General features: G+C 70.8%; 24 protein-coding genes. 15 read left to right on the top strand and 9 right to left on the bottom strand.

Features of this window, described 5'->3' with window-relative positions; genetic code table 11:
• Positions 1–204: 204 nt before the first annotated feature.
• Positions 205–2,973 carry a glycoside hydrolase family 48 protein gene (locus tag AW271_RS06635; protein ID WP_083976232.1) on the bottom strand — a complete coding sequence of 923 codons (2,769 nt, stop codon included), beginning with the start codon at positions 2,971–2,973 and terminating at the stop codon, positions 205–207.
• Positions 2,974–3,163: 190 nt separating this feature from the next.
• Between AW271_RS06635 and AW271_RS06630 the strand changes: the two genes are divergently transcribed.
• Positions 3,164–3,529: a hypothetical protein gene (locus AW271_RS06630; RefSeq protein WP_062333532.1), complete on the top strand. Its 366-nt coding sequence runs from the start codon at positions 3,164–3,166 to the stop codon at positions 3,527–3,529.
• On the opposite strand, the gene AW271_RS06625 is transcribed toward AW271_RS06630, so the two are convergent.
• Genes AW271_RS06625 through AW271_RS06615 form a run of 3 tightly spaced genes read right to left on the bottom strand, consistent with a single transcriptional unit; the run spans position 3,530 to position 6,743 of the window.
• Positions 3,530–5,164: a hypothetical protein gene (locus AW271_RS06625; protein ID WP_062333530.1), complete on the bottom strand. Its 1,635-nt coding sequence runs from the start codon at positions 5,162–5,164 to the stop codon at positions 3,530–3,532. It abuts the gene before it with no gap.
• A 14-nt stretch (positions 5,165–5,178) separates the two neighbouring features.
• Positions 5,179–5,811 (bottom strand): DUF47 domain-containing protein, encoded by a 633-nt coding sequence (locus tag AW271_RS06620; RefSeq protein ID WP_062333527.1) that lies wholly within the window; start codon positions 5,809–5,811, stop codon positions 5,179–5,181.
• A complete protein-coding gene (locus AW271_RS06615; protein ID WP_245652961.1) occupies positions 5,808–6,743 on the bottom strand; it encodes an inorganic phosphate transporter in 936 nt (311 codons plus the stop codon). Before AW271_RS06615 ends, AW271_RS06620 begins: the two co-directional genes overlap by 4 nt.
• Before the next feature lie 99 nt (positions 6,744–6,842).
• Between AW271_RS06615 and AW271_RS06610 the strand changes: the two genes are divergently transcribed.
• Complete coding sequence (locus AW271_RS06610; protein WP_062333521.1) at positions 6,843–7,358, top strand: MaoC family dehydratase; 516 nt, start codon at positions 6,843–6,845, stop codon at positions 7,356–7,358.
• Positions 7,355–8,509, top strand: coding sequence for an acyl-CoA dehydrogenase family protein (locus AW271_RS06605; RefSeq protein ID WP_062333518.1), 1,155 nt, complete (start codon positions 7,355–7,357; stop codon positions 8,507–8,509). The genes AW271_RS06610 and AW271_RS06605 overlap by 4 nt, the downstream gene beginning before the upstream one ends.
• 8 nt (positions 8,510–8,517) lie before the next feature.
• On the opposite strand, the gene AW271_RS06600 is transcribed toward AW271_RS06605, so the two are convergent.
• Both AW271_RS06600 and AW271_RS06595 read right to left on the bottom strand, forming a co-directional pair.
• Positions 8,518–8,838, bottom strand: coding sequence for a hypothetical protein (locus AW271_RS06600; RefSeq protein ID WP_062333515.1), 321 nt, complete (start codon positions 8,836–8,838; stop codon positions 8,518–8,520).
• A 96-nt stretch (positions 8,839–8,934) separates the two neighbouring features.
• On the bottom strand, positions 8,935–9,297 hold the full coding sequence (locus tag AW271_RS06595) for a VOC family protein (RefSeq protein WP_062333512.1): 363 nt from the start codon (positions 9,295–9,297) through the stop codon (positions 8,935–8,937).
• 62 nt (positions 9,298–9,359) lie between these two features.
• Here AW271_RS06595 and AW271_RS06590 point away from each other — a divergent pair, with 62 nt between their 5' ends.
• Together AW271_RS06590 and AW271_RS06585 are read left to right on the top strand one after the other, a co-directional pair.
• Positions 9,360–10,322 (top strand): helix-turn-helix transcriptional regulator, encoded by a 963-nt coding sequence (locus AW271_RS06590; RefSeq protein WP_062333509.1) that lies wholly within the window; start codon positions 9,360–9,362, stop codon positions 10,320–10,322.
• Complete coding sequence (locus AW271_RS06585; RefSeq protein ID WP_062333506.1) at positions 10,319–10,726, top strand: HIT family protein; 408 nt, start codon at positions 10,319–10,321, stop codon at positions 10,724–10,726. The genes AW271_RS06590 and AW271_RS06585 overlap by 4 nt, the downstream gene beginning before the upstream one ends.
• Here AW271_RS06585 and AW271_RS06580 read toward each other — a convergent pair.
• Positions 10,714–11,385: a response regulator gene (locus tag AW271_RS06580; protein WP_062333503.1), complete on the bottom strand. Its 672-nt coding sequence runs from the start codon at positions 11,383–11,385 to the stop codon at positions 10,714–10,716. The genes AW271_RS06585 and AW271_RS06580 overlap by 13 nt on opposite strands.
• Complete coding sequence (locus AW271_RS06575; protein ID WP_062333499.1) at positions 11,382–12,953, bottom strand: sensor histidine kinase; 1,572 nt, start codon at positions 12,951–12,953, stop codon at positions 11,382–11,384. The genes AW271_RS06580 and AW271_RS06575 overlap by 4 nt, the downstream gene beginning before the upstream one ends.
• A 115-nt stretch (positions 12,954–13,068) precedes the next feature.
• Here AW271_RS06575 and AW271_RS06570 point away from each other — a divergent pair, with 115 nt between their 5' ends.
• The 10 genes from AW271_RS06570 (at position 13,069) to AW271_RS06525 (ending at position 22,584) form a co-directional block, all read left to right on the top strand.
• Positions 13,069–14,421: a cation:dicarboxylate symporter family transporter gene (locus AW271_RS06570; protein ID WP_062333496.1), complete on the top strand. Its 1,353-nt coding sequence runs from the start codon at positions 13,069–13,071 to the stop codon at positions 14,419–14,421.
• 10 nt (positions 14,422–14,431) lie between these two features.
• Positions 14,432–15,607 carry a sensor histidine kinase gene (locus tag AW271_RS06565; protein ID WP_062333494.1) on the top strand — a complete coding sequence of 392 codons (1,176 nt, stop codon included), beginning with the start codon at positions 14,432–14,434 and terminating at the stop codon, positions 15,605–15,607.
• Between the two features lie 217 nt (positions 15,608–15,824).
• On the top strand, positions 15,825–16,577 hold the full coding sequence (locus tag AW271_RS06560) for a LytR/AlgR family response regulator transcription factor (RefSeq protein WP_062333492.1): 753 nt from the start codon (positions 15,825–15,827) through the stop codon (positions 16,575–16,577).
• A gap of 67 nt (positions 16,578–16,644) precedes the next feature.
• Positions 16,645–17,013: a hypothetical protein gene (locus tag AW271_RS06555; RefSeq protein ID WP_062333489.1), complete on the top strand. Its 369-nt coding sequence runs from the start codon at positions 16,645–16,647 to the stop codon at positions 17,011–17,013.
• The gene (locus AW271_RS06550) at positions 17,010–18,497 is read left to right on the top strand and encodes a sodium/solute symporter (protein ID WP_062333486.1); all 1,488 of its coding nucleotides are present in this window, start codon (positions 17,010–17,012) and stop codon (positions 18,495–18,497) included. The genes AW271_RS06555 and AW271_RS06550 overlap by 4 nt, the downstream gene beginning before the upstream one ends.
• A gap of 184 nt (positions 18,498–18,681) precedes the next feature.
• Positions 18,682–19,011: a DUF485 domain-containing protein gene (locus AW271_RS06545; RefSeq protein WP_062333483.1), complete on the top strand. Its 330-nt coding sequence runs from the start codon at positions 18,682–18,684 to the stop codon at positions 19,009–19,011.
• Positions 19,012–20,622, top strand: a complete 1,611-nt coding sequence (locus tag AW271_RS06540; protein ID WP_062333480.1) for a monocarboxylic acid transporter — start codon at positions 19,012–19,014, stop codon at positions 20,620–20,622.
• Between the two features lie 129 nt (positions 20,623–20,751).
• Positions 20,752–21,303, top strand: coding sequence for a TetR/AcrR family transcriptional regulator (locus AW271_RS06535; RefSeq protein WP_062333476.1), 552 nt, complete (start codon positions 20,752–20,754; stop codon positions 21,301–21,303).
• Positions 21,304–21,392: 89 nt separating this feature from the next.
• Positions 21,393–21,929: a hypothetical protein gene (locus AW271_RS06530; RefSeq protein ID WP_062333473.1), complete on the top strand. Its 537-nt coding sequence runs from the start codon at positions 21,393–21,395 to the stop codon at positions 21,927–21,929.
• 52 nt (positions 21,930–21,981) lie between these two features.
• Positions 21,982–22,584, top strand: coding sequence for a DUF998 domain-containing protein (locus AW271_RS06525; protein WP_062333469.1), 603 nt, complete (start codon positions 21,982–21,984; stop codon positions 22,582–22,584).
• Here AW271_RS06525 and AW271_RS06520 read toward each other — a convergent pair.
• A complete protein-coding gene (locus AW271_RS06520) occupies positions 22,533–23,636 on the bottom strand; it encodes a glycoside hydrolase family 53 protein (protein WP_062333466.1) in 1,104 nt (367 codons plus the stop codon). The genes AW271_RS06525 and AW271_RS06520 overlap by 52 nt on opposite strands.
• Between the last annotated feature and the right edge of the window lie 3 nt (positions 23,637–23,639).

Raw genomic sequence — 23,639 nt, 5'->3', positions numbered from 1 at the left:
GCTCCCAAGCCGAATTTCGTGGACGACGGTTGAGATGTCAATCAAGCGGCGGTCGTCACGCCGTTGACCTGGGGATTCGTGCTCTGAATGTTTCACTTCCGGAGGTCCGCGCAAAAGGAAGGAGCCCTCCGGAGAGGGCTCCTTGTGATCAATCAATAGGGGCGTGACGGCGGGTCCGGCACCGCCACGCCCCCGTCTGCGGGATCAGCCGTTCGGGAACAGACGGCCGTACTCACCCAGTGCGACGGCGACGTCGACCTGGGCCCAGAAACGGTGGTAGTTGAAGGTCGGGGCCGGGCCGGTCCCGTTCAGGTACGCCTGGACCTTGGGCCAGTCGGGGTCGTTCCGGTAGAACGAACGGATCGAGATGAAGGTCGAGTTGCTGTTGATCGCGTCGCCGTTCGGCATGGTGCCGGTCCAGCCCGGCGGCACGTACACCGGGTCGTCGATGCGGTTGTAGTCGGCCTTGGTCTCGGGCACCGAGACGCCCTTGCTGTCCTGGTTGAGCCAGATGCCGTCCAGCAGCGCCTTGGCCATGTTCTTCGCGCCCGTGTGGTTCGCGCGGGCGGCGTAGTACATGAGGACCTTCGCGTACGAGCCGGCGACGCCGACGTCGGTCGTGTGGTCGGCCACGGTCACGTGCAGGCCCGGGTTGGCCGGGGGCATGCCGGTGGTCGAGCTCCAGTTGCCGGCGGGGGCGCCCGACCAGCGCAGCGTCGACGGGATCTGGTAGGTCCCGTTGGCGTTGATGGTGGTGTTCGCCATCGCCCAGGCGACCCACTTGTCGAGGATCGTCTTGGCGTCGGCGTTGCCGCTCGCGTAGTAGAGCGAGGCGACGCGCTCCATCGACCAGGCCTGGAAGCCGAACCACTGGTTCGACGGCGGGTCGTGGTAGACCGGCTGCCAGTCGTAGGTCATGCCGTGGAACTTGGGCAGGTTCGACGGCGGGGTGGCGTAGTGGCCCTGCCACGAGTTGGTCGCGCCGCCGGCGATCGCGCCCTCGTCCGACTGCAGCCACTTGTAGAACTGGAGCTGACGGGTGAGCGAGGTCGCCCAGTCGGAGGCGCCGGTGGAGCTGCGCGGACGCAGGTCCGTCTGGGTCGACAGGGCCCAGGCCGCGAGCGGGTTCTGGTAGCCGCCGTGGTTGTGCGACGAACCGATGCGCCAGGCCCAGCCGGCCGACGAGTCGGTCGCGCCGCCCCACGCGTAGTACCAGCTCAGCAGGTAGGTGGCGCTGTTCTTGCCATTACCGGCCGGGCACGAGGTGCTGGTGCAGCCGGGCTGCTTGAAGTACTTGTCGTACATCGCGTAGCGCAGGTAGTCGCCCATCTTCGCGGCCTTGGCCACGGTCGAGGCGATCTGCGACTGCTTGCCCTGGGCCTTGGCCCACTCGTTGGCGTAGTAGGCCACCTGCACGGCGCGGGCGTCGGCGTCGGGGGCGTTGGTGTACTTCCACTGGCGGGCGTAGTTGCTGTCCTTGATGAACAGGTCGAGGAAGCCGTTGCGGCCACCGTGCGCGAAGGTGTCGCACGACGGCTGCGGGATGGTCTCGAAGACCGACTCCTCGGGGCCGCGCTGGTAGGTGTTGATGTACGCCGGCTTGGTCGTGCCGTCGCCGCAGCGGCCGAAGCCGTAGGTGTTGTCGACGTCCAGCAGCCAGTGCATGCCGTAGATGTCGCTGGTGTTGTACGCCGTCCGCAGCTCGGCCGCGATCGGGTCGGTGCCGACCGAGACGCCCGAGCTGATCTGCGACGGGTAGGCGCTGATGTCGTCGAACTCGCCGGCGTAGGTGGCCGGGGAGCTGGCGTTGTAGAACGAGTTGGTCGGCTGGTCCTGCGTGGAGGGGATGATGTACCTCTCCATCGAGGCCCACGCGGTGTTGAACTTGCTCCAGTCGCCGGTCACCTGGCCGTAGACCGCCTCGAGCCACAGGTAGTAGCTGTAGGCCTCCGACGTGGTCTCGTGCCCGTGGTCGGGCGCCTCGACCAGGAAGGTCTCGACCGAGTGGTAGGGCACGCCCTCGGGCGAGAAGTAGCCGTTCGCCGGGTCGTGGATCTTGTTGTAGAGCGTGGTGAACCGCTGGATGTACTCGTTGCCGGGCGTGGTGCCGTCGTCGTCGGCCTCGGTGGCGTCCAGGACCGAGGAGAAGTAGAAGACCCCGCCCCCGCTCGTCGAGAAGCTGAACCGGGCGGTGCCGCCGGTCGAGTCGGCGTCCTGCGCCGCGCTCACCGTCACGGTCTGCGGGACGTTCCAGTTGCTCGGCGTGAAGGTGAGCGACGTGGGCGCCGCGGTCAGGTCGGCGTCACCGCCGCTCTGCTTCGACACGCTGACCGTGACGTTCGAGTTCGGCCGGAACGACAACGAGATGCCGGCCGTGGCCGTGCCGCCCTCGGAGACCAGCACCGACGTCGGCGCGACGACGACGTACCCGTCAGGCTGCGGGCTCGGCGACGGAGACGGCGAAGGGCTGGGCGACGGGCTGGGGGAGGGCGACGGCGAGGGGGACGGCGACGGGCTGGGCGACGGGGAGGGCGACGGCGAGGGGGTGCCGCCGCAGACCACGTTGTTCACCCGGAAGCTCGTCGGCTTGGGGTTGCTTCCAGTCCAGGTCCCGTTGAAGCCCAGCGAGAGGCTGGCGCCGCTCGGCAGCGAGCCGTTCCACGGCATGTTGGTGGCGGTGACGTTGGCGCCCGACTGGGTCCAGTTCGCCGACCAGCCCTGAGACACCCGCTGGCCGGAGTTGGGGAAGGTGAAGCCGAGGTTCCAGCTGCTCAGGGCGTCGCCGGTGTTGCGCACCGTGATGTTCGCGGTGAAGCCGCCGTTGCCGGGGCTGGTCGTCCAGTCGTTGGTCGTGTACGTCACGTCGCAGGTCACGGCGGCGGACGCGGGTTGCGCGACCAGGGTCACGGCGGCCGTGCAGACGGCCAGCATGGCCGCCCACAGCGCGCGTTTGCGATAAGCACGTATCGCCATTGTCGGGGGGTCTCCAAGCTCTCAGGGACACAGGGGGGATGGGAGCGCTCCCACCGGTAGCATGCCCGGATCGCCCGAATCCCTGTCAATCGACGTCCGGATTCGCCGCCCTTTGGCCTGCCCGCAGGTGAAACTTTCACCTCACCCGGCACCACGTGTGAGGCCGTCACCTGCGGGTAGTCGCGCGCCCATGGCCAACGACAGAGTGAACGAGATGACCGACGCCGCGAAGACGGCCGCCGCCAAGATCGAGGGGGCGTTCCACGAGACCGCCGCCAAGGTCGCCGCGACCGTGGAGGACAAGATGCCCGAGGTCCGCGACGCCGCCCAGAAAGCGGTGGCCACCGTCGAGGAGCACATCCCCGACGCCGTGAAGGACAGGGTCAGGGGTGCGACCGAGACCGTGTCGGCCAAGGCGGCCGAGGTGACGCCGGTTCAGTTCAAGGACGCCACCGACCGCCTGACCGCCGAGGCGAAGAAGCGCCCCGTGCTGGCCGTCGCGGCCGGGGTCGCCGCGCTGCTGGTGTTCCGCCGGGTGCTGCGCCGCAAGCGGTGATCAGGACGCCGTGTTCGCCGGGCGCAGCACGCGCGTGCCGCCCGCGATGAGCGCGGTGGCCAGGATCCACCCCGATGCGATGAGCGCGTTGGCCACCCAGATCGTCCAGCCGGTGGGCTCCCAGGCGGCTCGCTGCTCGAACAGGCTGACCGGCACCAGATGGTCGAGGGTGTAGACGAAGGGGTTGAAGTGGCGGGGACGTTCGTCCAGTCCGATCTGGACCGGGGGAACCAGGGAGAAGACGACCGTCCCCGCCGTGAGCAGGGCCGACAACCACGCCCCGGCCAGCCAGGGGCGGAAGCCGTAACCGACGACGGCGTCGAGGAGCGCGCCCCAGGCCCGCCCGGCGACGGTCAGGGTGCGCCGGCGGGCACGCTGTTTGGCCAGCAGGACCCGCCGGGCGTCGTGCTCGTGGCCGATCCGCCGGTAGTAGGCGGCCAGTTGTTCGTAGGGCTGCGGCCGGTAGCCGTCGGGGTGTCTGGTGAGCCAGTCGAGTCGGTCGCGAATTGTGGCGGGGTTGCGGAGGGATCCATACACGAGACCGTCGATCAGAACTGCTCCCGGGTAGCTCTGCGGACGATCGGAGAGCACCCCGATTTGCGCGTGGTTAAGCGCGATATCCCCTTCGATCGACTCAGGGGTGAGTCGTAGCTCGCCGACCTCGCCATGGGAAATATGCACAACCTGCTCGGCAGCCCTGAGTTGGGCTCCGTTGAAGGACAAGGTGCCGCTGATGCGGGCTCCTCGCAGGCTGGTCGTGCCCTCGGCGCGGAACCCTTCGCCCAGGTTCACGACCGTCGCCTGCAGATAGTCGGCGTGGACGGCGTAACGGCCGGTCGCCGTGATGGCGGTGTGCTGCAGCCACAACCCGCCGTTGAACCGCGCGCCCTGCAGCCGCAGGCCGCCGGTCACCGTCATCCCGCGCAGGAACGCCCCGCCCTCCACCACCAGGCCGCCCGCCCAGAGCGCGGTGTGCTGCTGCTCCTGCTCGCGGGGGTCGCCGGCGTAGCGGGTGCCGGCCCAGCCCGCCTCCTTGAGCGTCCAGTGGACCGGGCTGCCGATCTCGCAGCCCGACATCCGCAACTGGCCGCTGACGTGGGCGTTGTCGAGCCGGATGCCGTCGTGGACGACGCAGCCGCCGATGTCGAGCACGCCGTCGACCCGCACCCGCCCGGCCCGTAATCGCAGCAGGTCGCAGTCGCGGAACCGCAGCGCCCTGGTCTGCGCCTCGACCAGGTCGATCACCCCGCCGACCCGGCACTCGATCAGGTGCAGCGTCGTGGTCAGCTCGGCCCCCGCGAGGTCGAGGTCGCCCACCACGCGGGCGCCGATGAGCCGGACCGCGGCCACCTGACCGGCCAGCACCGGCCGCGCGCCGAGCAGCAGCGCCCGGATCACCTCGGCCCGCACCACCCGGTCGCGATCGGCCGGCCCGTTCCGGTTCACATAGGCCCAGGCGGCGCGGACCCGATCGGCCCGCCGACTGTCGGTCCGGTCGTCGTCGGGGGCCGCGTTCTTGGGACGGGTGGTGCGCTCGTCCTCGGGGCGGACGTCGACCCATTCCCCCGTCGGGTAGGCGGCGACGAGTCGCTTCTCCGCCGGAGTGAGACGCCGGAAGGGGAGTGATCTTCGCATGGCCCCGACTGTAGTCACCGCTTCATCGCGCCGTCGGCGATGGCGTCGGCGGCCTCGCCGATCGCGGTGCCCACGATCTCCAGGCGGCGGACCAGCTCGCGTTCGCGCAGCGCCTCGGCGGTGACGTCGGAGGAGAGGATGCGGGCGATCTCGTACTGGTACATGCGCCGGATCGTGCCGCCGGCCTTCTTGGCCTCCAGGGCGTCGTGGCCGACCGCCGACGAACGGGTGACCAGGTCGCGCACCGACTTCTCCAGCGCGTCGACGCCCACGATGACCTGGTCGAGCATCGGGGCGAAGCGCTGGCGGCCGGGCACCCGGTAGAGGTGGGATTCGCGGACGAAGTCGCGCAGCGAGTCGAGGATGTCGTCGATCGACCGCGACAACCGGAACAGGTCCTCGCGGTCGATCGGGGTGACCAGCGCCCCGGCCAGCCCGGCGACCAGGCGGGCCCGGCAGGTGTCGCCCCGGTGCTCGATCGCGCGCATCGCCTGGTGGGCCTCGGTGCGGCCGATCTCGCCGCCGCTCATCGCGATGGCCAGCCACGCGCCCTCGCGGGTCGCGTCGAGCTGGCCGATGAGCGCGTCGGCGAGGCCGGTGTCCATCCGGCCCCGCATCAGGCCGAACACGCGCCGGAGCCGTCTCATCCGGTCACCCCCTTGACGGCCAGCCCGGCGGCCAGCCCGAGCAGGCCGCTGACCGGCAGGGTCAGCGTCCAGGCGAGCACGATCCTGGACGTCGCCGCCCAGCGCACCCGCCGCACCCCGTCGGCCACCCCCGCGCCGACGAAGCCGCCCGCGATGGCCTGCGTCATGCTCACCGGCGCGCCGGCCGCCGCGCAGCCGATCACCGACAGGCCGCTGCCCAGCCCGGCGGCCACGGCGTGCAGCGGACGGGCGGGCAGCAGCTGCCGGCTGAGGGTGTGCCCGGCGCGCGGCAGCCCGTAGACCGCCCCGATCGCGAACAGCGCAGCGACCAGCAGGCAGACCAGCGGAGGGGCGCCGCCCACGCCGAGCCCGACGAGGAAGACGGCCAGCATCTTCTGGCCGTCGTTGGCGGCGTAGGCGAGGCACTGCACCGCGAACCCGCCCCAGTGGAGGCGCGGCAGCGACTGCGCCCGGCCCAGCACCGACACCACGCGGCTGGCCAGCACCGCCACCGTCGCGCCGGCGAAGGGCGCGGCGACGCCCGCGGCCAGGACCAGGCCGACAGCGCCCGCCGAGACGGGCAGCCCGAGCCCGGCGGCCGCGCCGGTCAGCCCGCCGACGATGGCCAGCGTCAGGCTGGTCGGCCACCCCCGGCTGCTCAGGGCCAGGACCACGACGAGCGCGCAGACCACCGCGACGGTCATCGCGACCTGCCCGGCGGAGCCCGGCAGCGACGCCAGCCGGGTCGTGAAGGTCGCGGCCACCCGCGACGTCACCATCGGGACCGCCGCGACCGCGGCGACCAGCAGGAACAGCGCCACCAGGGGGCGCACCCCGGGGACCCGGAGCCCGGCGCCGAGCAGCGCGCCGCCGTCGTTGACCCCCGAGACCACCGCGAACACTCCGGCGAGAACAGCCAGTGAGGCGGACAACAATCTCCCCTCGTTTGCCTTTTGTTCACCATTTGTTTACCAAGGCATTCCCGGCCGACCGGGTGATCACTCGGGGGGAGATCTGGGGACGATAGGGGAGTGACCGTACACGCAGCCCATCTCGGCCGTTACTACGAGGATTTCGTCGTCGGCGACGTGTTCCAGCACCCCCTCGGCCGCACGATCTCCGAGGCGGACAACACCTGGTTCACCCTGCTGACGATGAACACCAACCAGAACCACTTCAACGCCCACTTCGCCGCGCGGGCCCCGGTCGGGAAGATCATCGTGAACTCGGGCCTGTCGGTCGCGATCGTGCTGGGCCTGTCGGTCGTCGACGTCAGCCAGAACGCCTCGATGAACCTCGGCTGGGACGAGATCCGGCTCACCCACCCCGTCTTCGTCGGCGACACCCTCTACGCCGAGTCGCTGGTCGAGGCCGCGCGCGAGTCGAGGTCGCGCCCGTACGCCGGGATCGTCACCTGCCGCACCCGCGGCCTGAACCAGGACGGCGACGAGGTCATGTCGTGGCGGCGCTCGGTCCTGGTCTACAAACGCGACGCCCCGCACGACAAGGGCTTCTTCCCGGTCGCCAAGAACGGCCCGCTGGCATGAACTTCGACCTCACCGACGACCAGCTGCTCTTCCAGCGCACCCTCCGGCGGTTCGTCGACGCCGAGATCGTCCCGGTCGCGGCCGAATGGGAACGCTCGGGCCGCTACCCGGCCGAGATCGTCGACGCGTTCGCGTCGCTGGGCCTGTTCGGCATGACGGTCCCCGAGGTGTACGGGGGTCTCGACCTCGACCGGGTCTCCTTCGCCCTCGTCTTCGAGGAGATCGCGCGCGGCTGGATGGGCGTGGCCGGCATCCTCGGCTCCCACTCGCTGGCGACGTGGATGGTCGCCCGGTACGGGACCGCCGAGCAGAAGGAGGACTTCCTGCCGGGGTGGGCGTCGGGCGAGCGGCGTACCGGCATCGCGCTGACCGAACCCGGGGCCGGCACCGACCTGCAGGGCATCACCACCCGCGCCGTCAGGGACGGCGACCACTACGTCGTCACCGGCACCAAGACGTGGATCACCAACGCCCGGCACGCCGACCCGCTGCCCGTGCTGGTGAAGACCTCGGTGGAGACGCCCGCGCACCGGGGCATGTCGGTGCTCCTGATCGACCAGGCCGACCTCCAGGTCAGCCGCGACCTGCCGAAACTCGGCTACAAGGGCACCGAGACGTGCGAGGTCGTGCTCGACGCGGTGCGTGTTCCGGCCGACCGGCTGCTGGGCGGCGAGGAGGGGCGCGGCCTGCAGCAGGTGCTCGCGGCGCTCGAACTGGGGCGCATCAACATCGCCGCCCGCGCGGTCGGGGTGGCCCAGTGCGCCTACGACGCCGCGCTGGCGTATTCGAAGGAGCGCACCGCCTTCGGGCAGGCCATCTCCGAGTTCCAGGCGATCCAGCTGAAGCTCGCCGACATGGCGACCGAGATCCAGGCCGCCCGGCTGATGACGTACTGGGCGGCGACCCGGTCGGAGCAGGGGGCGGTGACCGGGGAGGCGGCGATGGCGAAGTACTTCGCCTCCGAGATGGCGCTGACCACGACGATGGAGGCCATGCGCATCCACGGCGGCTACGGGTACTCGCAGGAGTTCGTGCTCGAACGCCTCTACCGCGACGCGCCGCTGATGGCCATCGGCGAGGGCACGAACGACGTCCAGCGCATGGTCGTCGCCCGTGCCCTGCTGAAGGGGGCCCTCAAGGTGGGGTGGTAGTGGCCCGGTCAGACGACGCGGAAGCTCCGCGCGTCGAATCTGATGAAGCTGTGGATGTCGTTCGCGGGGAAGTGCAGGGCGTGGCCGGTGCAGTCGGTGGTCGTGTGGACCTCGATGGCGACGTTGCTGTCGTTCCATTCGGCGTGCGCGACCGAGGGCAGCCGGTGGCAGCCCTTGCCCAGCGTGGCGGCGTCGTAGGCCGCGATCTGGGTGGTGAACCACGCGTCGGCGTAGAAGTTCACCGTGCCCGACGGCCCGGTCGCGGCGGAGGCCGGAGCCGCCGCCGTGGCCACCGCCGCCGCCGCGAACGCCGCGGCGGCCAGGCGCATTACGGATTGCTTCGTGAACGTGAGCATCTGCTGCCTTCCGGTTCAACAAGATCTCCGAGTGACCGGATCATAAGCAGATGATTGTTGAATTTTCAATCACATCTTGGCGGGGGTGAAGAAGTTCACGAGGTTGCCGTCGGGGTCGCGGAACACCATCGACCGGTTTCCCCAGGGCATCGTGGTGGGCTCGGTGACGACGTCGGTCAGATTCCGGCGTGTGTCGTCCACGTCGTCGACGCGGAACTCGATGATCACGCTGTGGTTGTCCGCCGGCCGGGCGGCGCCCGGAGCGAACAGCGGGACGGTGCGGGTGCTCGCGATGGCGAGAGTGGCGTGCGCCGTCCTGAGTTCGGCGAAGTCCTCGGTGGCCCAGGTCGCGGGCGTGCCGGTGGCCCGCTCGTAGAAGTCGACGAGGCGGGCCACGTCGCCGGTGATGATGCGGATCGAGACGAAGTCCATGCGTCGCAGGCTAGGAGAAATAGCGGACAGAATCGGTCCGGTATCCGGGTTAAGCTGCGAAGATGTCCCGACCCACCGGCCGCGTGCTGACGCTCCTGGAACTGCTGCAGTCGGGCGGCACCCGGACCGTGGCCGAGCTCGCCGACCGGCTCGGCGTCGATGGGCGCACCGTGCGGCGCTACGTCGGGCAGCTGGTCGACCTCGGCGTGCCCGTGGAGTCGGTGCGCGGCCGCTACGGCGGATACCGGCTCGCCCCCGGCTACCGCCTGCCGCCGCTCATGCTCACCGACGACGAGGCGCTGGCCGTGCTGCTCGGCCTGGTCGCCGGCCGCCGAGCGGAGATGACGACGGCGGCCGAGACGGCATCGGCGAAGATCCGGCGGGTGCTGCCCAGGCATCTCGCCCGCCGGCTCGACACCCTCCTGGAGACGCTGGCCTTCACCGACCGGCCCGATGCGTTCGCCACCCCCGACGCCGAGATCCTGCTCACCGTCGCCGACGCGGTGCGGCACCGGCGTCCGGTCTCGATCCGCTACACCGACCGCGACGGACGGCGCAGCGAGCGCACGCTGCACGCCTACGGGATCGTCGCCCACGCGGGCCGCTGGTACGTCACCGCCCACGACGATCGCGTCTTCCGGCTCGATCGCATCGCCGCGGCGCGCACCCTGCCCGGCTCGTTCGACGCACCGGCGAATCCCGATCCGGCCCGTCGGTTGTTGTCGGCGTTCGCCACGGCGGACCACCGGCACGAGGTCGCTCTGCGCATCCACGGAACGGTCGAGCAGATCCGCGCCCGCCTTCCCGAGAGCGTCGCGAGCGTGGAGGCGGTCGACGACGGGGCGGTCGAAGCCTGGCGACGGGTCGAGTTGCGGGTGGAGCGGCTCGACTGGCTGCCCGCCGTGCTCGCCTCGCTCGACCGGCCGTTCGCCGTCGAGCGGCCCGCCGAACTGCGCGACCTCGTCGTCGCGCTCGCCGATCGCCTCACGTCCTGCGCCCGCCACGACCTAGGGTCGGGAAGGTGAATGACTGCCTGTTCTGCGCGATGGTGGCCGGTTCGGCCGACACCGTCGGGGTCTACGACGACGACGTCGTGTTCGCCTTCCTCGACCACCGGCCCGTCTTCAAGGGCCACGTCCTGGTCGTGCCGAAGACCCACGTCGTCACCCTCCTCGATCTCGACGAGGTCGGGCCCTACTTCGAGCGGGTGCAGGCCGTCACCCGGGCCGTGATGGCGGGGCTCGACGCGAAGGGCAGCTTCGTGGCCCTCAACAACGTCGTCTCCCAGTCGGTCGCCCACCTGCACACCCACGTCGTGCCGCGCAATCCGAAGGACGGGCTGCGCGGGTTCTTCTGGCCGCGCACCAAGTACGCCTCCGACGAGGAGGCACGCGAGTACGCCGCCAAGATCCGCGCTCAGATGAGCTGATAGACCAGCTCGGGCCGGCCGATGCCGCCGTATTGGGGGAGGCGGCGGGCGAGGCCGCTCTCGGTGAGGTGTTCCAGGTAGCGGCGGGCGGTCACCCGCGAGACCCCGACCGAGGTCGCGACCGCCGTCGCCGACAGGCCGTCGGACGCGCCGCGCAGTTCGGCCACCACCGCCTCCAGGGTCGGCTGGGTCAGGCCCTTCGGCAGGTGGGAGCGGGCCGGGCCGCGCAGGGCGGCGAGCATGTCGTCGACCTCGCCCTGGCCGCTGGCCTCGCCGGGGGCGTCGACCGTCGAGCGGAACCTGGCGTACTGCCGGAGCTTCTCGTTGAGGGCGGCGAAGGTGAACGGCTTCAGCACGTACTGCGCCACGCCCGCCGACACCGCCGACCTGACCATCGACAGGTCGCGGGCCGAGGTGATGACGATGACGTCGCACAGGATGCCCGCGCCCCGGATCGCCCGGCACACCTCCAGGCCGTGCATGTCGGGCAGGTAGAGGTCGAGCAGCACCAGGTCGACGGGCCGCCGCCGCAGGAAACGCAGCGCCTCGCCGCCCGACCTGACCACCCCGGCGACCTCGAAGCCGGGGATGCGGTCGACGTAGACGCGGTGGGCCTCGGCGGTGATCTCCTCGTCCTCGACCACGAGCACCGAGATCACGACGGCGTCCTCTCGGGCAGCGGGAGCCGGACGGTGAAGACCGCGCCCTGGCCGGCGGACACGTCGATCGTGCCGCCCAGCCGCCGCACCGCCTGCGCAGCCAGGGGCAGGCCGAGGCCGCGGCCGTCGCCCTTGGTCGTCCAGCCGCGCTGGTAGGCCTCTTCCACACGGGCCGGGTCGAGGCCGGGGCCGCTGTCGGAGACGCGGATCTCGCACGCGGAGCCCGACGTGCCGACGTGCACCTCCACCCGGGCCGGCGGCGCGCCGGACATCGCGGCCTCGACGGCGTTGTCGATCAGGTTCGCCAGGATCGCCACCAGGTCGTGGGGGTCGAGGCCGATGTCGTCGAGCTCGCTCTCCGGGGTGATCGACAACTCCACGCCGCGTTCGGCCGCCTGGGCCGACTTGCCGAGCAGCAGGGCCGCCAGCACCGGTTCGCGGACCGCCGCCACGACGCGGTCGGTGAGCTCCTGGGCCGCCCGGAGCTCCTCGGTCGCGAACGTCACCGCCTCGTCGGGGCGGCCCAGCTCGACCAGGCTGATCACCGTGTGGAGGCGGTTGGCCGACTCGTGGGCGGCCGAGCGCAGCGCGTCGGCGAAGCCGCGTTCGGCGTCGAGCTGGCCCGTGACGTCCTGGAGCTCGGTGTGGTCGCGCAGGGTGACGACCGTGCCGAGCGAGCGCGAGCCCGACCGCACGGCGGAGACGCTGACCAGCAGCACCCGGTCGCCGGTCAGGTGGATCTCGTCGGTCCGGTTCCCGCCCGACGACAGCAGTTCGGTCAGGGAGGGCGGCAGGCCCAGGGACTCGACGAACAGGCCCTCCGCGTGTTCCGGGAGGCCGAGCAGCTCGCGCGCGCCGTCGTTGCACAACGTGAGCACGCCGCGGCCGTCGACCAGCAGCAGGCCCTCGCGGACGGCGTGCAGGATCGCCTCGTGGTACTCGTACATGCGGGTCAGCTCTTGCGTTCCGAGGTCGTGGGTGTGGCGGCGGAGGCGGCGGCCGGCCAGGTAGGTGCCCGCGGTCCCGGCCGCCAGGCCGAGCAGGCCCGCGAGCACGCCGGCCTCCAGCTGCTCGCGCAGCCGGCCGCCGATGTTCTCCACCGTTATACCGGCGCTCACCAGCGCTCTGATCCGTCCCGACGGGTCGCGCACGGGGGTGATGGTGCGGGTCGAGGGGCCCAGGGTGCCCGTGTACGTCTCGCTGTAGGTCCGGCCGGCCAGGGCGGGCGCGATGGTGCCCAGGTAGGGCTTGCCTATTTCCGCGCGGGTCGGGTGGGTGTAGCGGATGCCCGCCGTCGTCATGATCGTGATGAAGTTGACCCCGGTCTCCGCCCGCACCTTCTCGGCGTAGGGTTCGAGCGCGGCCGTCGGGTCGGGGTCGTCGAGCGCGGCCAGCACCGACGGGGCCGACGCCACGCTGACCGCGACCGCGCGGGTCACCGCCGTCGCGTCCTCGGTGACCAGGTCACGGGTCTGCAGGATCGCCATGACGGTCCCGGCCGCCACGGTCGCCACCACGACGACGATCTGGAGCGCGAGCATCTGCCGCGCGAGGCTCCACCGCCGCATCCGGCCTCACCTCTCCTGACTCGGTCCGGTGAACGAAATGTACGCAATAGTGACCCAGGTCACTCCCCGGGCAGATAGTCGCGTGACCGACACCCCCCAGGGAGAGTGAACCCCCATGTCCGAACCCACCGAACCCCAGGTGAGACGCGACAAGACGCGCTACCTCTACCTCGCCGTCATCGTCGCGGCCGTCGCCGGTGTCGCCGTCGGCTTCCTCGCCCCCGACCTCGGGGTGGCGCTGAAGCCGCTGGGCACCGCCTTCGTGGCGCTCATCAAGATGATGATCAGCCCGATCATCTTCTGCACGATCGTGCTCGGCATCGGCTCGGTGGCCAAGGCCGCCAAGGTCGGCCGGGTCGGCGGGCTCGCCCTCGGTTACTTCCTGGTCATGTCGACCGTGGCGCTCGCGATCGGCCTGGTCGTGGGGAACCTGGTCGACCCCGGTCAGGGCCTGCAGCTTACCGACTCCGCGCGGGAGGCCGCCGCCGCCGAGGCCGCCAAGGGCGGCGAGAGCGACACCACCGCCTTCCTGCTCGGCATCATCCCGGCCACGCTCGTCTCGGCGTTCACCGAGGGCTCGGTGCTCCAGACGCTGCTGGTCGCGCTGCTCGCCGGGTTCGCCCTCCAGGCGATGGGGTCGCGCGCCACGCCGATCCTGGCCGGGGTCGAGCACATCCAGCGGCTCGTCTTCCGCATCCTCGCCATGATCATGTGGGTCGCGCCGGTCGGCGCGTTCGGCGCGATGGCGGCCGTGGTCGGCGCGACCGGCATCGACGCCCTGACCAGCCTCGGCGTCATCATGCTCAGCTTCTACGCGACCTGCCTGCTGTTCGTGTTCGTCGTCCTCGGGCCGCTGCTGCACCTGGTGGCGCGCGTGAACGTGCTCTCGCTGTTCTCCTACCTGCGGCGCGAGTTCCTGCTGATCCTGTCGACCTCGTCGTCGGAGTCGGCGCTGCCTCGGCTGATCGCCAAGATGGAGCACCTGGGCGTGAGCCGCCCGGTCGTCGGCATCACCGTGCCGACCGGCTACTCGTTCAACCTCGACGGGACCGCGATCTACCTCACGATGGCCACCCTCTTCGTGGCCAGCGCGACCGGGGCCCCGCTGTCGTTCGGCGAGCAGGTCTCGCTGCTGGTCTTCATGATGATCGCGTCCAAGGGCGCGGCCGGGGTCACCGGCGCGGGCCTGGCCACCCTCGCCTCCGGCCTCCAGTCGCACCGGCCCGAGCTCGTCGACGGTGTCGGGCTCATCGTCGGCATCGACCGCTTCATGTCCGAGGCCCGCGCGCTGACCAACTTCGCCGGCAACGCGGTCGCGACCGTCGTCATCGGCAGCTGGACCGGCGAGTTCGACCGGGAGCGGGCCCAGGAGGTCCTGTCGGGCCGGGATCCGTTCGACGAGACCACGCTCCTGGACGAGGAGCACGAAACGGTTTCCGAGGACAAGGTTCCCGAAACGGTCCGGTAGGCTCCGCGACGTGGAGCCCCTGGTCGCCGTCCTGGTGGTCGCAGCCCTGGTCGGCGTCCCCGCGGTCGTGTTGTGGCGCGTGCTCAGCGGGCGGCGGGAACTCGGCAGCGGCCCGGCCGAACGGGCCACGTTCGAGACCCTGCACACCGCCAGCCTCGCCGCGCCGCCGCTGCGCGCCGGGCTCACCCAGGCGGGCGTCCTCAAAGCCTCACGTCATCTGCGGCAACTCCTCGGCTCACCGGCGATCGCGATCACCAACGCCGAGGAGTTGCTCGTCTACGACGGGACCGGCGACCACCACGCCCGCGAGGCCTTCGACCACGCGGCCAGCACCCTCAAGGACGGCCGCATCCAGGTCCTCCAGCTCTCCTGCACGCAGCCCGAGTGCCCGATCAGGCACGCGGTCGTCGTCCCGCTCACCACCGACGACCGGGTGGTCGGCTCGCTGGCCGCCTACGGCGACCACACCTCCGCCGGGCTGGTGCGGGCCGTGCAGGAGGTCGCGCGGTGGGTCGACTCGCAGCTCGAACTCGCCGAGCTCGACCGGTCGCGCACCCTGCTCATGGAGGCCGAGGTACGGGCCCTGCGGGCGCAGATCTCGCCCCACTTCATCTACAACTCCCTCACGACGATCGCCTCGTTCGTGCGGACCGACCCCGAACGGGCCCGGGAGCTCCTGATCGACTTCGCGGACTTCACCCGCTACTCGTTCCGGCGGCACGGCGACTACACGACCCTGGCCGAGGAACTGCGGTCGATAGACCGCTACCTGACCCTGGAGCGGGCCCGGTTCGGCGACCAGCTCCAGGTGACCCTGCGCATCGCGCCCGAGGTGCTGGCGGTGGCGGTGCCCTTCCTCTGCATCCAGCCGCTCGTGGAGAACGCGGTCAGGCACGGGCTGGAGAGCAAACCCGGGGTGGGCCGGATCTCGATCGTCGCCGAGGACGCCGGGTCGGAGTGCTCGATCACCGTCGAGGACGACGGCCTCGGGATGGACCCCGAACACCTGCGGCGGGTGCTGGCGGGGGAGGAGCGGGCGACGGGGGTCGGGCTGGCCAACGTCGACGAGCGGCTGCGGCAGGTCTACGGCGACGAGTTCGGGCTGATCGTCGAGACCGGCAAGGGCGCGGGCACGAAGGTCAGCATGCGGATGCCCAAGTACCGGCCGGGGGTGACGGTCCGGTGAGGAGTCCGGCTTCCGGCGGTCAAAGCACATTCTCGTCGCGGCGCGAGGCGGCGCGGCCGGTTGGCGCCGGGGGCGGTGCGCACCCCGGGTGGCGGGTGGTGCCGTGGTGGGCGGAGCCGTAACGGAAGAGCTTCGTAGTTAACGATTCCGAACGAACGTTGACTTCCAAATGGCGATTTATCACGCTCTAGGGACTTATCGAGAGAAGGGGTCGGACGTGAGCGGGTTGCGGGTGCTGGCCGTGGACGACGAGCAGCCTGCGCTCGAGGATCTGGCCTACCTCCTGCGCGCCGATCCCCGCATCGGCGAGGTGCAGACCGCCCGCGACGGCGCCGCCGCGCTGAAGCTGCTCGACCGGGCCATGGCCGACGGGCGGCCCATCGACGCCGTGTTCCTGGACATCCGCATGCGCGGCCTCGACGGGGTGGTGCTGGGCCGGTTGCTCACGCAGTTCTCGCGCCCGCCGAAGGTCGTCTTCGTCACCGCCTACGAAGACCACGCCGTCGACGCCTTCGAGCTCAAGGCCGAGGACTACCTGCTCAAGCCGGTCCGCCCCGACCGCCTGGCCGAGGCGATCCGCCGGGTCTGCGCCGGGAGCGAGGCCTACACCGAGCCCGAGACCAGCGACACCATCCCGGTCGAGCTCGGCGGCGTCACCCGGTTCGTCGCCTCGACCGAGGTCCGGTACGTCGAGGCGCGCGGCGACTACGCCCGCCTCCACACCGCGACCGGCAGCCACCTGGTCCGCATCCCGCTCGCCGCCCTGGAGGAGCGCTGGGCCTCGGCCGGCTTCCTGCGGGTGCACCGCAGCCATCTCGTCGCGGTCAAGCACATCGACGAGCTGCACATCGACTCGGGCCGCTGCGTGGTCCGCATCGGCGACACCGAGATCCCGGTCAGCCGCCGCCACACCCGCGAACTGCGCGACCTGCTGGTCCGCCGGGCCCGCCGTGCCAAGCCGGAGCAGTGACCCGCCGCCCGCGCCGCGCCGCCGCCGCGCGCCGGCCCGCCAGCCGCGCGCCGGAGACGACCCGGACGTGAGCAAGCCGCGCCGCGAGACGGTGACGAGCCCCCGCACCAGCGCCGCCCGCCGCCCGCGTTATCCCGCCACCCGGGAGATCGACGAGCAGACCCGGCTCGGCGAGGTCTACATGCGCTCGCTGATCCGCACCCAGCTCCGCCTGGCGCTGTTCGTCTGCACCCTGCTGGCCTGCGTGATAGGCGGGCTGCCCTTACTGTTCATGCTGGTCCCGTCGATGCGGGAGGTGGTGGTGCTCGGGCTGCCGCTGCCGTGGCTGGTGCTCGCCGGGCTCATCTACCCCGCGTTCGTCGTCGGGGCCTGGTTCTACGTCCGGGCGGCCGAGCGCAACGAACGGCGGTTCGCCGAGCTGGTGGAGGGCGATTGAGCTCGCTCGTCGCGATCGTGCTCGTGGTGCTCGCGGCGGTCCTCATCGGGGCGTTCGGGGTGCGGGTCTCACGCACCACCTCCGACTTCTACGTCGCCTCGCGGACCGTCACCCCGTTGTGGAACGCCTCGGCCATCGGCGGGGAGTACCTGTCGGCGGCCTCCTTCCTGGGCATCGCCGGGCTCATCCTCACCTACGGCGCCGACATGTTGTGGTTGCCGGTCGGCTGGACCGGCGGCTACCTCGTGCTGCTGGTGCTGGTGTCGGCGCCGCTGCGGCGGTCGGGGGCGTACACGCTGCCCGACTTCGCCGAGGCGCGGCTGGAGTCGATGGCCGTGCGGCGGGTGTCGAGCGTGCTCGTCGTGCTCATCGGGTGGCTCTATCTCATGCCGCAGTTCCAGAGCGCCGGGATGGTGTTCCGGGCGATCACCGGCGCGCCCGCGTGGGCCGGAGGGCTGCTGGTCGCCGGGGTCGTCGCGGTCAACGTGTTGTCGGGCGGGATGAAGTCGATCACGTTCGTGCAGGCGTTCCAGTACTGGCTGAAGCTGACCGCGCTGGCCGTGCCGCTGGTGTTCATGCTGCTGGCCTGGCGGGCCGACGGCGCTCCCGGCCTGCAGGCCGACGACCCGTGGGCGCTGCCGCTGCACGGGCGCGAGCATCCGGTCTACGCGACGTACTCGCTGATCCTGGCCACCTTCCTGGGCACGATGGGGCTGCCGCACGTGCTCGTGCGGTTCTACACCAACCCCGACGGGCGGGCCGCGCGGCGCACCACGCTGGTCGTGTTGTCGCTGCTGGGGGCCTTCTACCTGCTGCCGTCGATCTACGGCTACCTCGGCCGGGTCTACTCGTTGTCGCTCGACGGGCCCGACTCGGTCGTGCTGGCCCTGCCGGGGCACCTGGTGCCCGGGGTCGCGGGGGAGCTGCTGACCGCGCTGGTCACCGGCGGGGCGTTCGCGGCGTTCCTGTCGACGTCGTCGGGGCTGGCGGTCTCGGTGGCGGGCGTGCTCGGGCAGGACATCCTGCGCTTCACCGACGGCGTGCGGTCGTTCCGGGTCGCCACGGTGATCGGGGTCGCGGTGCCGTTCGGGCTGGCCGTCGTCGCGCGGGCGCTGCCGGTCGCCGACGTCGTCGGGCTCGCGTTCGCCGTGGCCGCCTCGTCGTTCTGCCCGCTGCTCGTGCTGGGCATCTGGTGGCGGCGGCTCACCACGTCGGGGGCCATCGCCGGGTTGCTGGCCGGGGGCGGACTGGCCGCGGTGGCCGGGCTGGTCACCGTCGTCGGCGGGCCCCACGGCGGCTGGGCCGGGGCGCTGCTGGCCCAACCGGCCGCCTGGACGGTGCCTATCTCGTTCTCCGTCATGGTCGTGGTGTCGCTGCTGACCCCCGCCAGGACGCCGCCGAACGTGGCGCGCACGATGGTACGTCTCCACACACCCGAGACACTTGACGTGGACCGGGGCGATTGGCGTCCACGGTCGTCATAACGGACAGTTGAGGTCGGCCGAAAAGGCTGCCGTTCGTCGTGGATAGCGGACCATTCGGCGCAAGCCGTACAACACTGAGCGCCTTTGCCCGTCTGCTCGGCGAAGGACGGGTCTCCGTATCTCCTCCCGGGGTAGCGTCCACTCCTACCGTGTGGGTGATCCAGATCACAGCGTGGGAGGTCTCGTGACGACGGAGCAACATGACTCGTCGGTATATGAGCAGATAAGAGCGACGGACCGGTTCCAGGAACTGCGCCGCCGTTACCGCTCGTGGGCGTTCCCGATGACGGTCGCCTTCTTGGTCTGGTACCTCCTGTACGTCGTGTTGTCGGCGTTCGCGCGCGACTTCATGGCCATCAAGGTGCTGGGCAACATCAACGTCGCGTTGATCTTCGGACTGCTCCAGTTCGTGTCCACCTTCTACATCTCGTGGGCCTACTCGCGGCACTCCGCGGCCAAGCTCGACCCCCTGGCCGACGAGCTGCGCGATGAGATCGAGAAGGCGGACAAATAAATGAGCCACACGACACTCGCCACCGTCCTGTTCCTGCTCTTCGTGGTGGGGACGCTGGCGATCACCTTCTGGGCCAGCCGGCAGAACAAGACCGCCGCCGACTACTACGCCGGCGGGCGCGCCTTCAGCGCCGCGCAGAACGGCCTGGCCATCGGCGGCGACTACATGTCGGCCGCCTCGTTCCTCGGCATCGCCGGCCTGATCGCCCTCTACGGCTACGACGGCTTCCTCTACTCCATCGGCTTCCTGGTGGCGTGGCTGGTCGCGCTGCTGCTGGTCGCCGAGCTGATGCGGAACTCCGGCAAGTACACGATGGCCGACGTGCTCGCCTTCCGGATGAGCCCGCGCCCGGTCCGCACCGCGGCCGGCGTCTCGACGATCGTCGTCTCGATCTTCTACCTGCTCGCCCAGATGGTCGGCGCGGGCGCCCTGGTCGGCCTGCTGCTCGGCATCACCTCCGACTCGGGCAAGGCGCTCACCATCGTCGGGGTCGGCATCCTGATGATCGTGTACGTCGTCGTCGGCGGCATGAAGGGCACCACCTGGGTCCAGATCGTCAAGGCCGTGCTGCTGATGGGCGGCGCGACCCTGGTGACGCTGCTGGTCCTCGGCAAGTACGGCTTCAACGTCTCCGGCCTGCTCGGCGAAGCCGCCGCGCAGAGCGGCAAGGGCGCGGCCTTCCTTGAGCCGAACCTGCGGTACGCCACCGAGGCCCAGGGCATCTGGGGCAAGTTCGACCTGATCAGCTTGGGCCTTGCCCTGGTCCTCGGTACCGCCGGTCTGCCGCACATCCTGATCCGCTTTTACACCGTGCCGACCGCCAAGGACGCCCGCAAGTCGGTCCTGTGGGGCATCGGCATCATCGGCACCTTCTACCTGCTCACCCTGGTCCTGGGCTTCGGCGCGGCGGCCATGGTCGGCAGCGAGGCGATCCGGACGGAGAACGCGGCCGGCAACACGGCGGCGCCCCAGCTCGCGCTGGCGATCGGCAACGCCATCTTCGGCGACGTCGGCGGCACGATCCTGCTGGCCGTCATCGCGGCCGTGGCCTTCGCCACGATCCTGGCGGTCGTGGCCGGTCTGACCCTCGCCAGCTCCTCCAGCTTCGCCCACGACCTCTACGCGCACGTCTTCAAGCGCGGCAACGTCACCGAGAAGCAGGAGATCCTGGTCGCCCGCATCTCCGCCTTCGTCATCGGCGCGGTCGCGATCGGCCTGGGCATCCTCGCCCAGGCGCAGAACGTGGCGTTCCTGGTCGCCCTGGCCTTCGCCATCGCGGCCTCGGGCAACCTGCCGGCGATCCTCTACAGCCTGTTCTGGAAGAGGTTCAACACCGCCGGCGCGGTGGCCTCGATCTACGGCGGTCTCGTCTCCGCCCTGGTCCTGGTGATCTTCTCGCCGGTCGTGTCGGGCCGCCCGACCTCGCTGATCAAGGACATGGACTTCCACTGGTTCCCGATGGAGAACCCGGGCCTGTTCTCGATCCCGATCGGCTTCCTGTGCGGCTACATCGCCACGCGGATGAGCAAGGAGTACAACGACGCGAAGTACGCGGAGATGGAGGTCCGCTCCCTCACCGGCGTCGGCGCCGAGAAGGCCTCGACCCACTAGAGACGCCACCCAGAAACACCTCCAGGAGAGAAGCCCCCGGGACCCGCCCCCGGGGGCTTCTCGTTTGTAAGACGGATCTCCCCTTTCCCGGCATGTCGGGGCGGTGCGGACAGCGGTTATGGTCGGCGCGTGGACAGCCCATCGGACGCGCGCAGCCGGATCCTCGACGCCGCCGAGGAACTGTTCGCGGGCGGCGGCTACGACGCCACCCCGACCGCGCGGATCGCCGCCGTCGCCGGGGTCCCCAAGGGGCTCGTCTTCCACTACTTCCCCCGCAAGATCGACGTGCTGGTGTCCCTGGTCGACGAACGCACCCTCGTGACGGAGGAGGACCCCGAACCCGCGCCCGGCGACGCGGCGCGGGCCCTGTCGAAGCTGGCCCGGCGGCTGCCGCTGACGGCGTCGCCGTCGATGCGGCGCATCCTGTTCCGCGAGGCCGACACGCACCGGTCGGTGAAAGACCGCATCCACGGCCTGAACTCCGAGATCATCCGCCGGGCGCGGTTCGCGCTGGAACTCGCGCTGCCGGGCGGGCGCGGCGACGCGGCCCGGCTGGAGGCGGCGGCGGCCACCTTCGCGGCGGTGCTGCTCTATCAGGAGAGCATCGCCCACTTGACCGGGCACACGATCGACGCCGACGTGGTGGCCGACCTGATGGCGACGGCCCTGGCCCATTTGTGAATCGCACGAGAACTGTTTCTCTTTCGCGACCTCCGATCAATTAGCCTTTTCCCTAGGAATTCCATTTGGGAAAAGGCTGGGAGCTATTCATGGAATCGGCCAAAGTGGTCGCCGCGGCCGCCGTCGCCGCCGTGGCGGCGACCGTCGTCGCGGTGGGGATGGTCCTGACGGCCGGTTCTTCTGACGGCTCCCCGGAGGAGGTCCCCCCGATCTACGCCGCCGGCCCGATGCGGGAGGCCGCGGTTCCCACGCAGGAGGTCGCCGACCCGACGCCGGAGGTCGCGGGCCCGATGCGGCAGGTGGTCGAGCCGGTGAGCTCCTCCCCTCCGCCGCCCCCGCCGCAGACGGCGGCCCCCACGTTCGACCCCGCCAAGCCTCCCGTCGTGGAGATCTGGGGCAATCCGGAGTTGCGCGCCGTCGACCTCACGTTCGGCGGCTTCGAGCCGGGTGAGGTCGTCGTCGTGACGAACGCGGGCCGCGAGGCCGCGCAGATGGAGATGGACGAGCTCGGCGGGGCCCGGTTCCGGGGGTTCCACTACCACCTGACCCTCCCCGACGGGCGCCACGAGTTCACCGCCACCGGTCAGCGGTCGGGCCGGTCGGTGACGTTCGGCATGGACGTCTGAGAAATTCTCGGCCCGGCTGTCGAAAAACGCCGTCCCCGTTCGAGGGGAGGGCATGAACCGAATCCTGCTGCTCCTCGGCGCGCTCGCCGGACCCCTCTACGTCGTCGGCTCCCTGCTCGAAATCGCCGTCCGCGACGGCTTCGACCCCCTGCGCGAACCCTGGAGCGCCCTGTCGCTGGGCGAGCACGGCTGGGTCCACGTCGCCGTCCTCGAAGTCTCCGGCCTGGCCGTCGTGGCCGCCGCGTTCGCGTTCACCGGGCTGCTCCGGGTGCTCTTCTCCCTGTACGGTCTGAGCCTCGCCGGCGCCGGGATCTTCACCATCGACCCGGTGGGCGGCGAGGTGAGCTTCTCGGGCCTCATGCACTTCGCCTGCGGCGCGGTCGGCTTCACCGCAATCACGGTCGCCGCGCTCGTCGTGGCCCGGCGGTTCCGCGCCGAGGGCCTGACCGGATGGGCGGCCGGCTCGGCCCTCAGCGGGGTCTTCTTCTACGCGGGATTCGCCGCGATGGCCTCGGCGGGCGGGGCGGCCTGGAGCCTGCTGCTCTTCACCGGCGGCGTCATCGTGGTCTCAGCCTGGTTCACCGCGTTCTGCCTGCGGACCCTTCAGCGGCCGGCGCCCAGCGTGCGCAGGCCCGTGAGGGCGCGGTCGGCGTAGTCGAACAGGGCCTGGTTCTCCCAGGCGTTGCCGGAACTCGGGTCGGCCGGGTCCCAGCCGTTGCCGGGCACGCCCGTCCAGGTCGCCTCCCAGTAGAACAGGCCCAGCCCGAGCCCGTTCGGCACGGCCCTGACGATCTCGTACATCTTCGCCAGGAAGGCGGCCTGGCCCTGCGGGGTCGCCGGGTAGCCGGGGTAGGGCTCGGCCGCGTAGACCAGGTTCGCCCAGCCGTCCTTGTCGGCGGTGGTGAACGGGTAGCCGGTCTCGGCGACGACCACCGGCTTGCCGTAGCGGGTGGCGACGTCGTTGAGGTTGTATTGGAAGGCTTCCAGGGTGCCGTGCCAGTACGGGTAGTAGGACAGGCCGATCACGTCGTAGCGGATCCCATGGGTGGCGGCGTTGTCGAACCACCACCGGTAGAGGCCGTTGTCGCCGCCGTCGGCCAGGTGGATGACGACCTTGGTGTGCCGGGAGACGGCCTTGACGGCGTCGTATCCGGCGTTGAGCAGCCCGGCCATGCCGGGCCAGGCGTCCCACTGGCCGTCGGGCCAGAGCAGGCCGCCGTTGAGCTCGTTGCCGATCTGGACGAGGTCGGCCGTCGCCCCCTGCCGCCTCAGGGTGTTCAGGACGTCGAAGGTGTGGTCGTACACGGCCTGCTTGAGCTGGTCGTAGGGGAGGGCGGCCCAGGCGGCGGGCTTGTTCTGCTTGCCGGGGTCGGCCCAGGAGTCGGAGTAGTGGAAGTCGACCAGCAGCTTCATGCCGAGCGCCTTGGCCCGCTTGGCGACCGCGACGACGTGGGCCTTGTCGTTGTAGCCGTCGGCCGGGTTCACCCAGACCTTGAGCCTGACGTGGTTCACCCCGGCGTCGCGCATGATGCGCAGCGCGTCACCGCGCCGGCCGGAGGCGTCGCGGTAGACGCCGCCGTGCGCCTCGGACTTGGCGAGGCTGGAGACGTCGGCGCCGCGGACCGGCGCGGGCGGCTGGGCCTGCGCCGGGGCGGGTAAGGCGAGCAGGGCGAGCGTGGCCGTGACGGCCACGAGGGTGCGTTTCACCTG

The sequence above is a fragment of the Herbidospora sakaeratensis genome (genome assembly GCF_001570525.1).
Taxonomy (GTDB): domain Bacteria; phylum Actinomycetota; class Actinomycetes; order Streptosporangiales; family Streptosporangiaceae; genus Herbidospora; species Herbidospora sakaeratensis.
The sequence above is the reverse complement of the archived record's forward strand: the minus strand, read 5'-3'. Positions and strand labels throughout refer to the sequence as shown.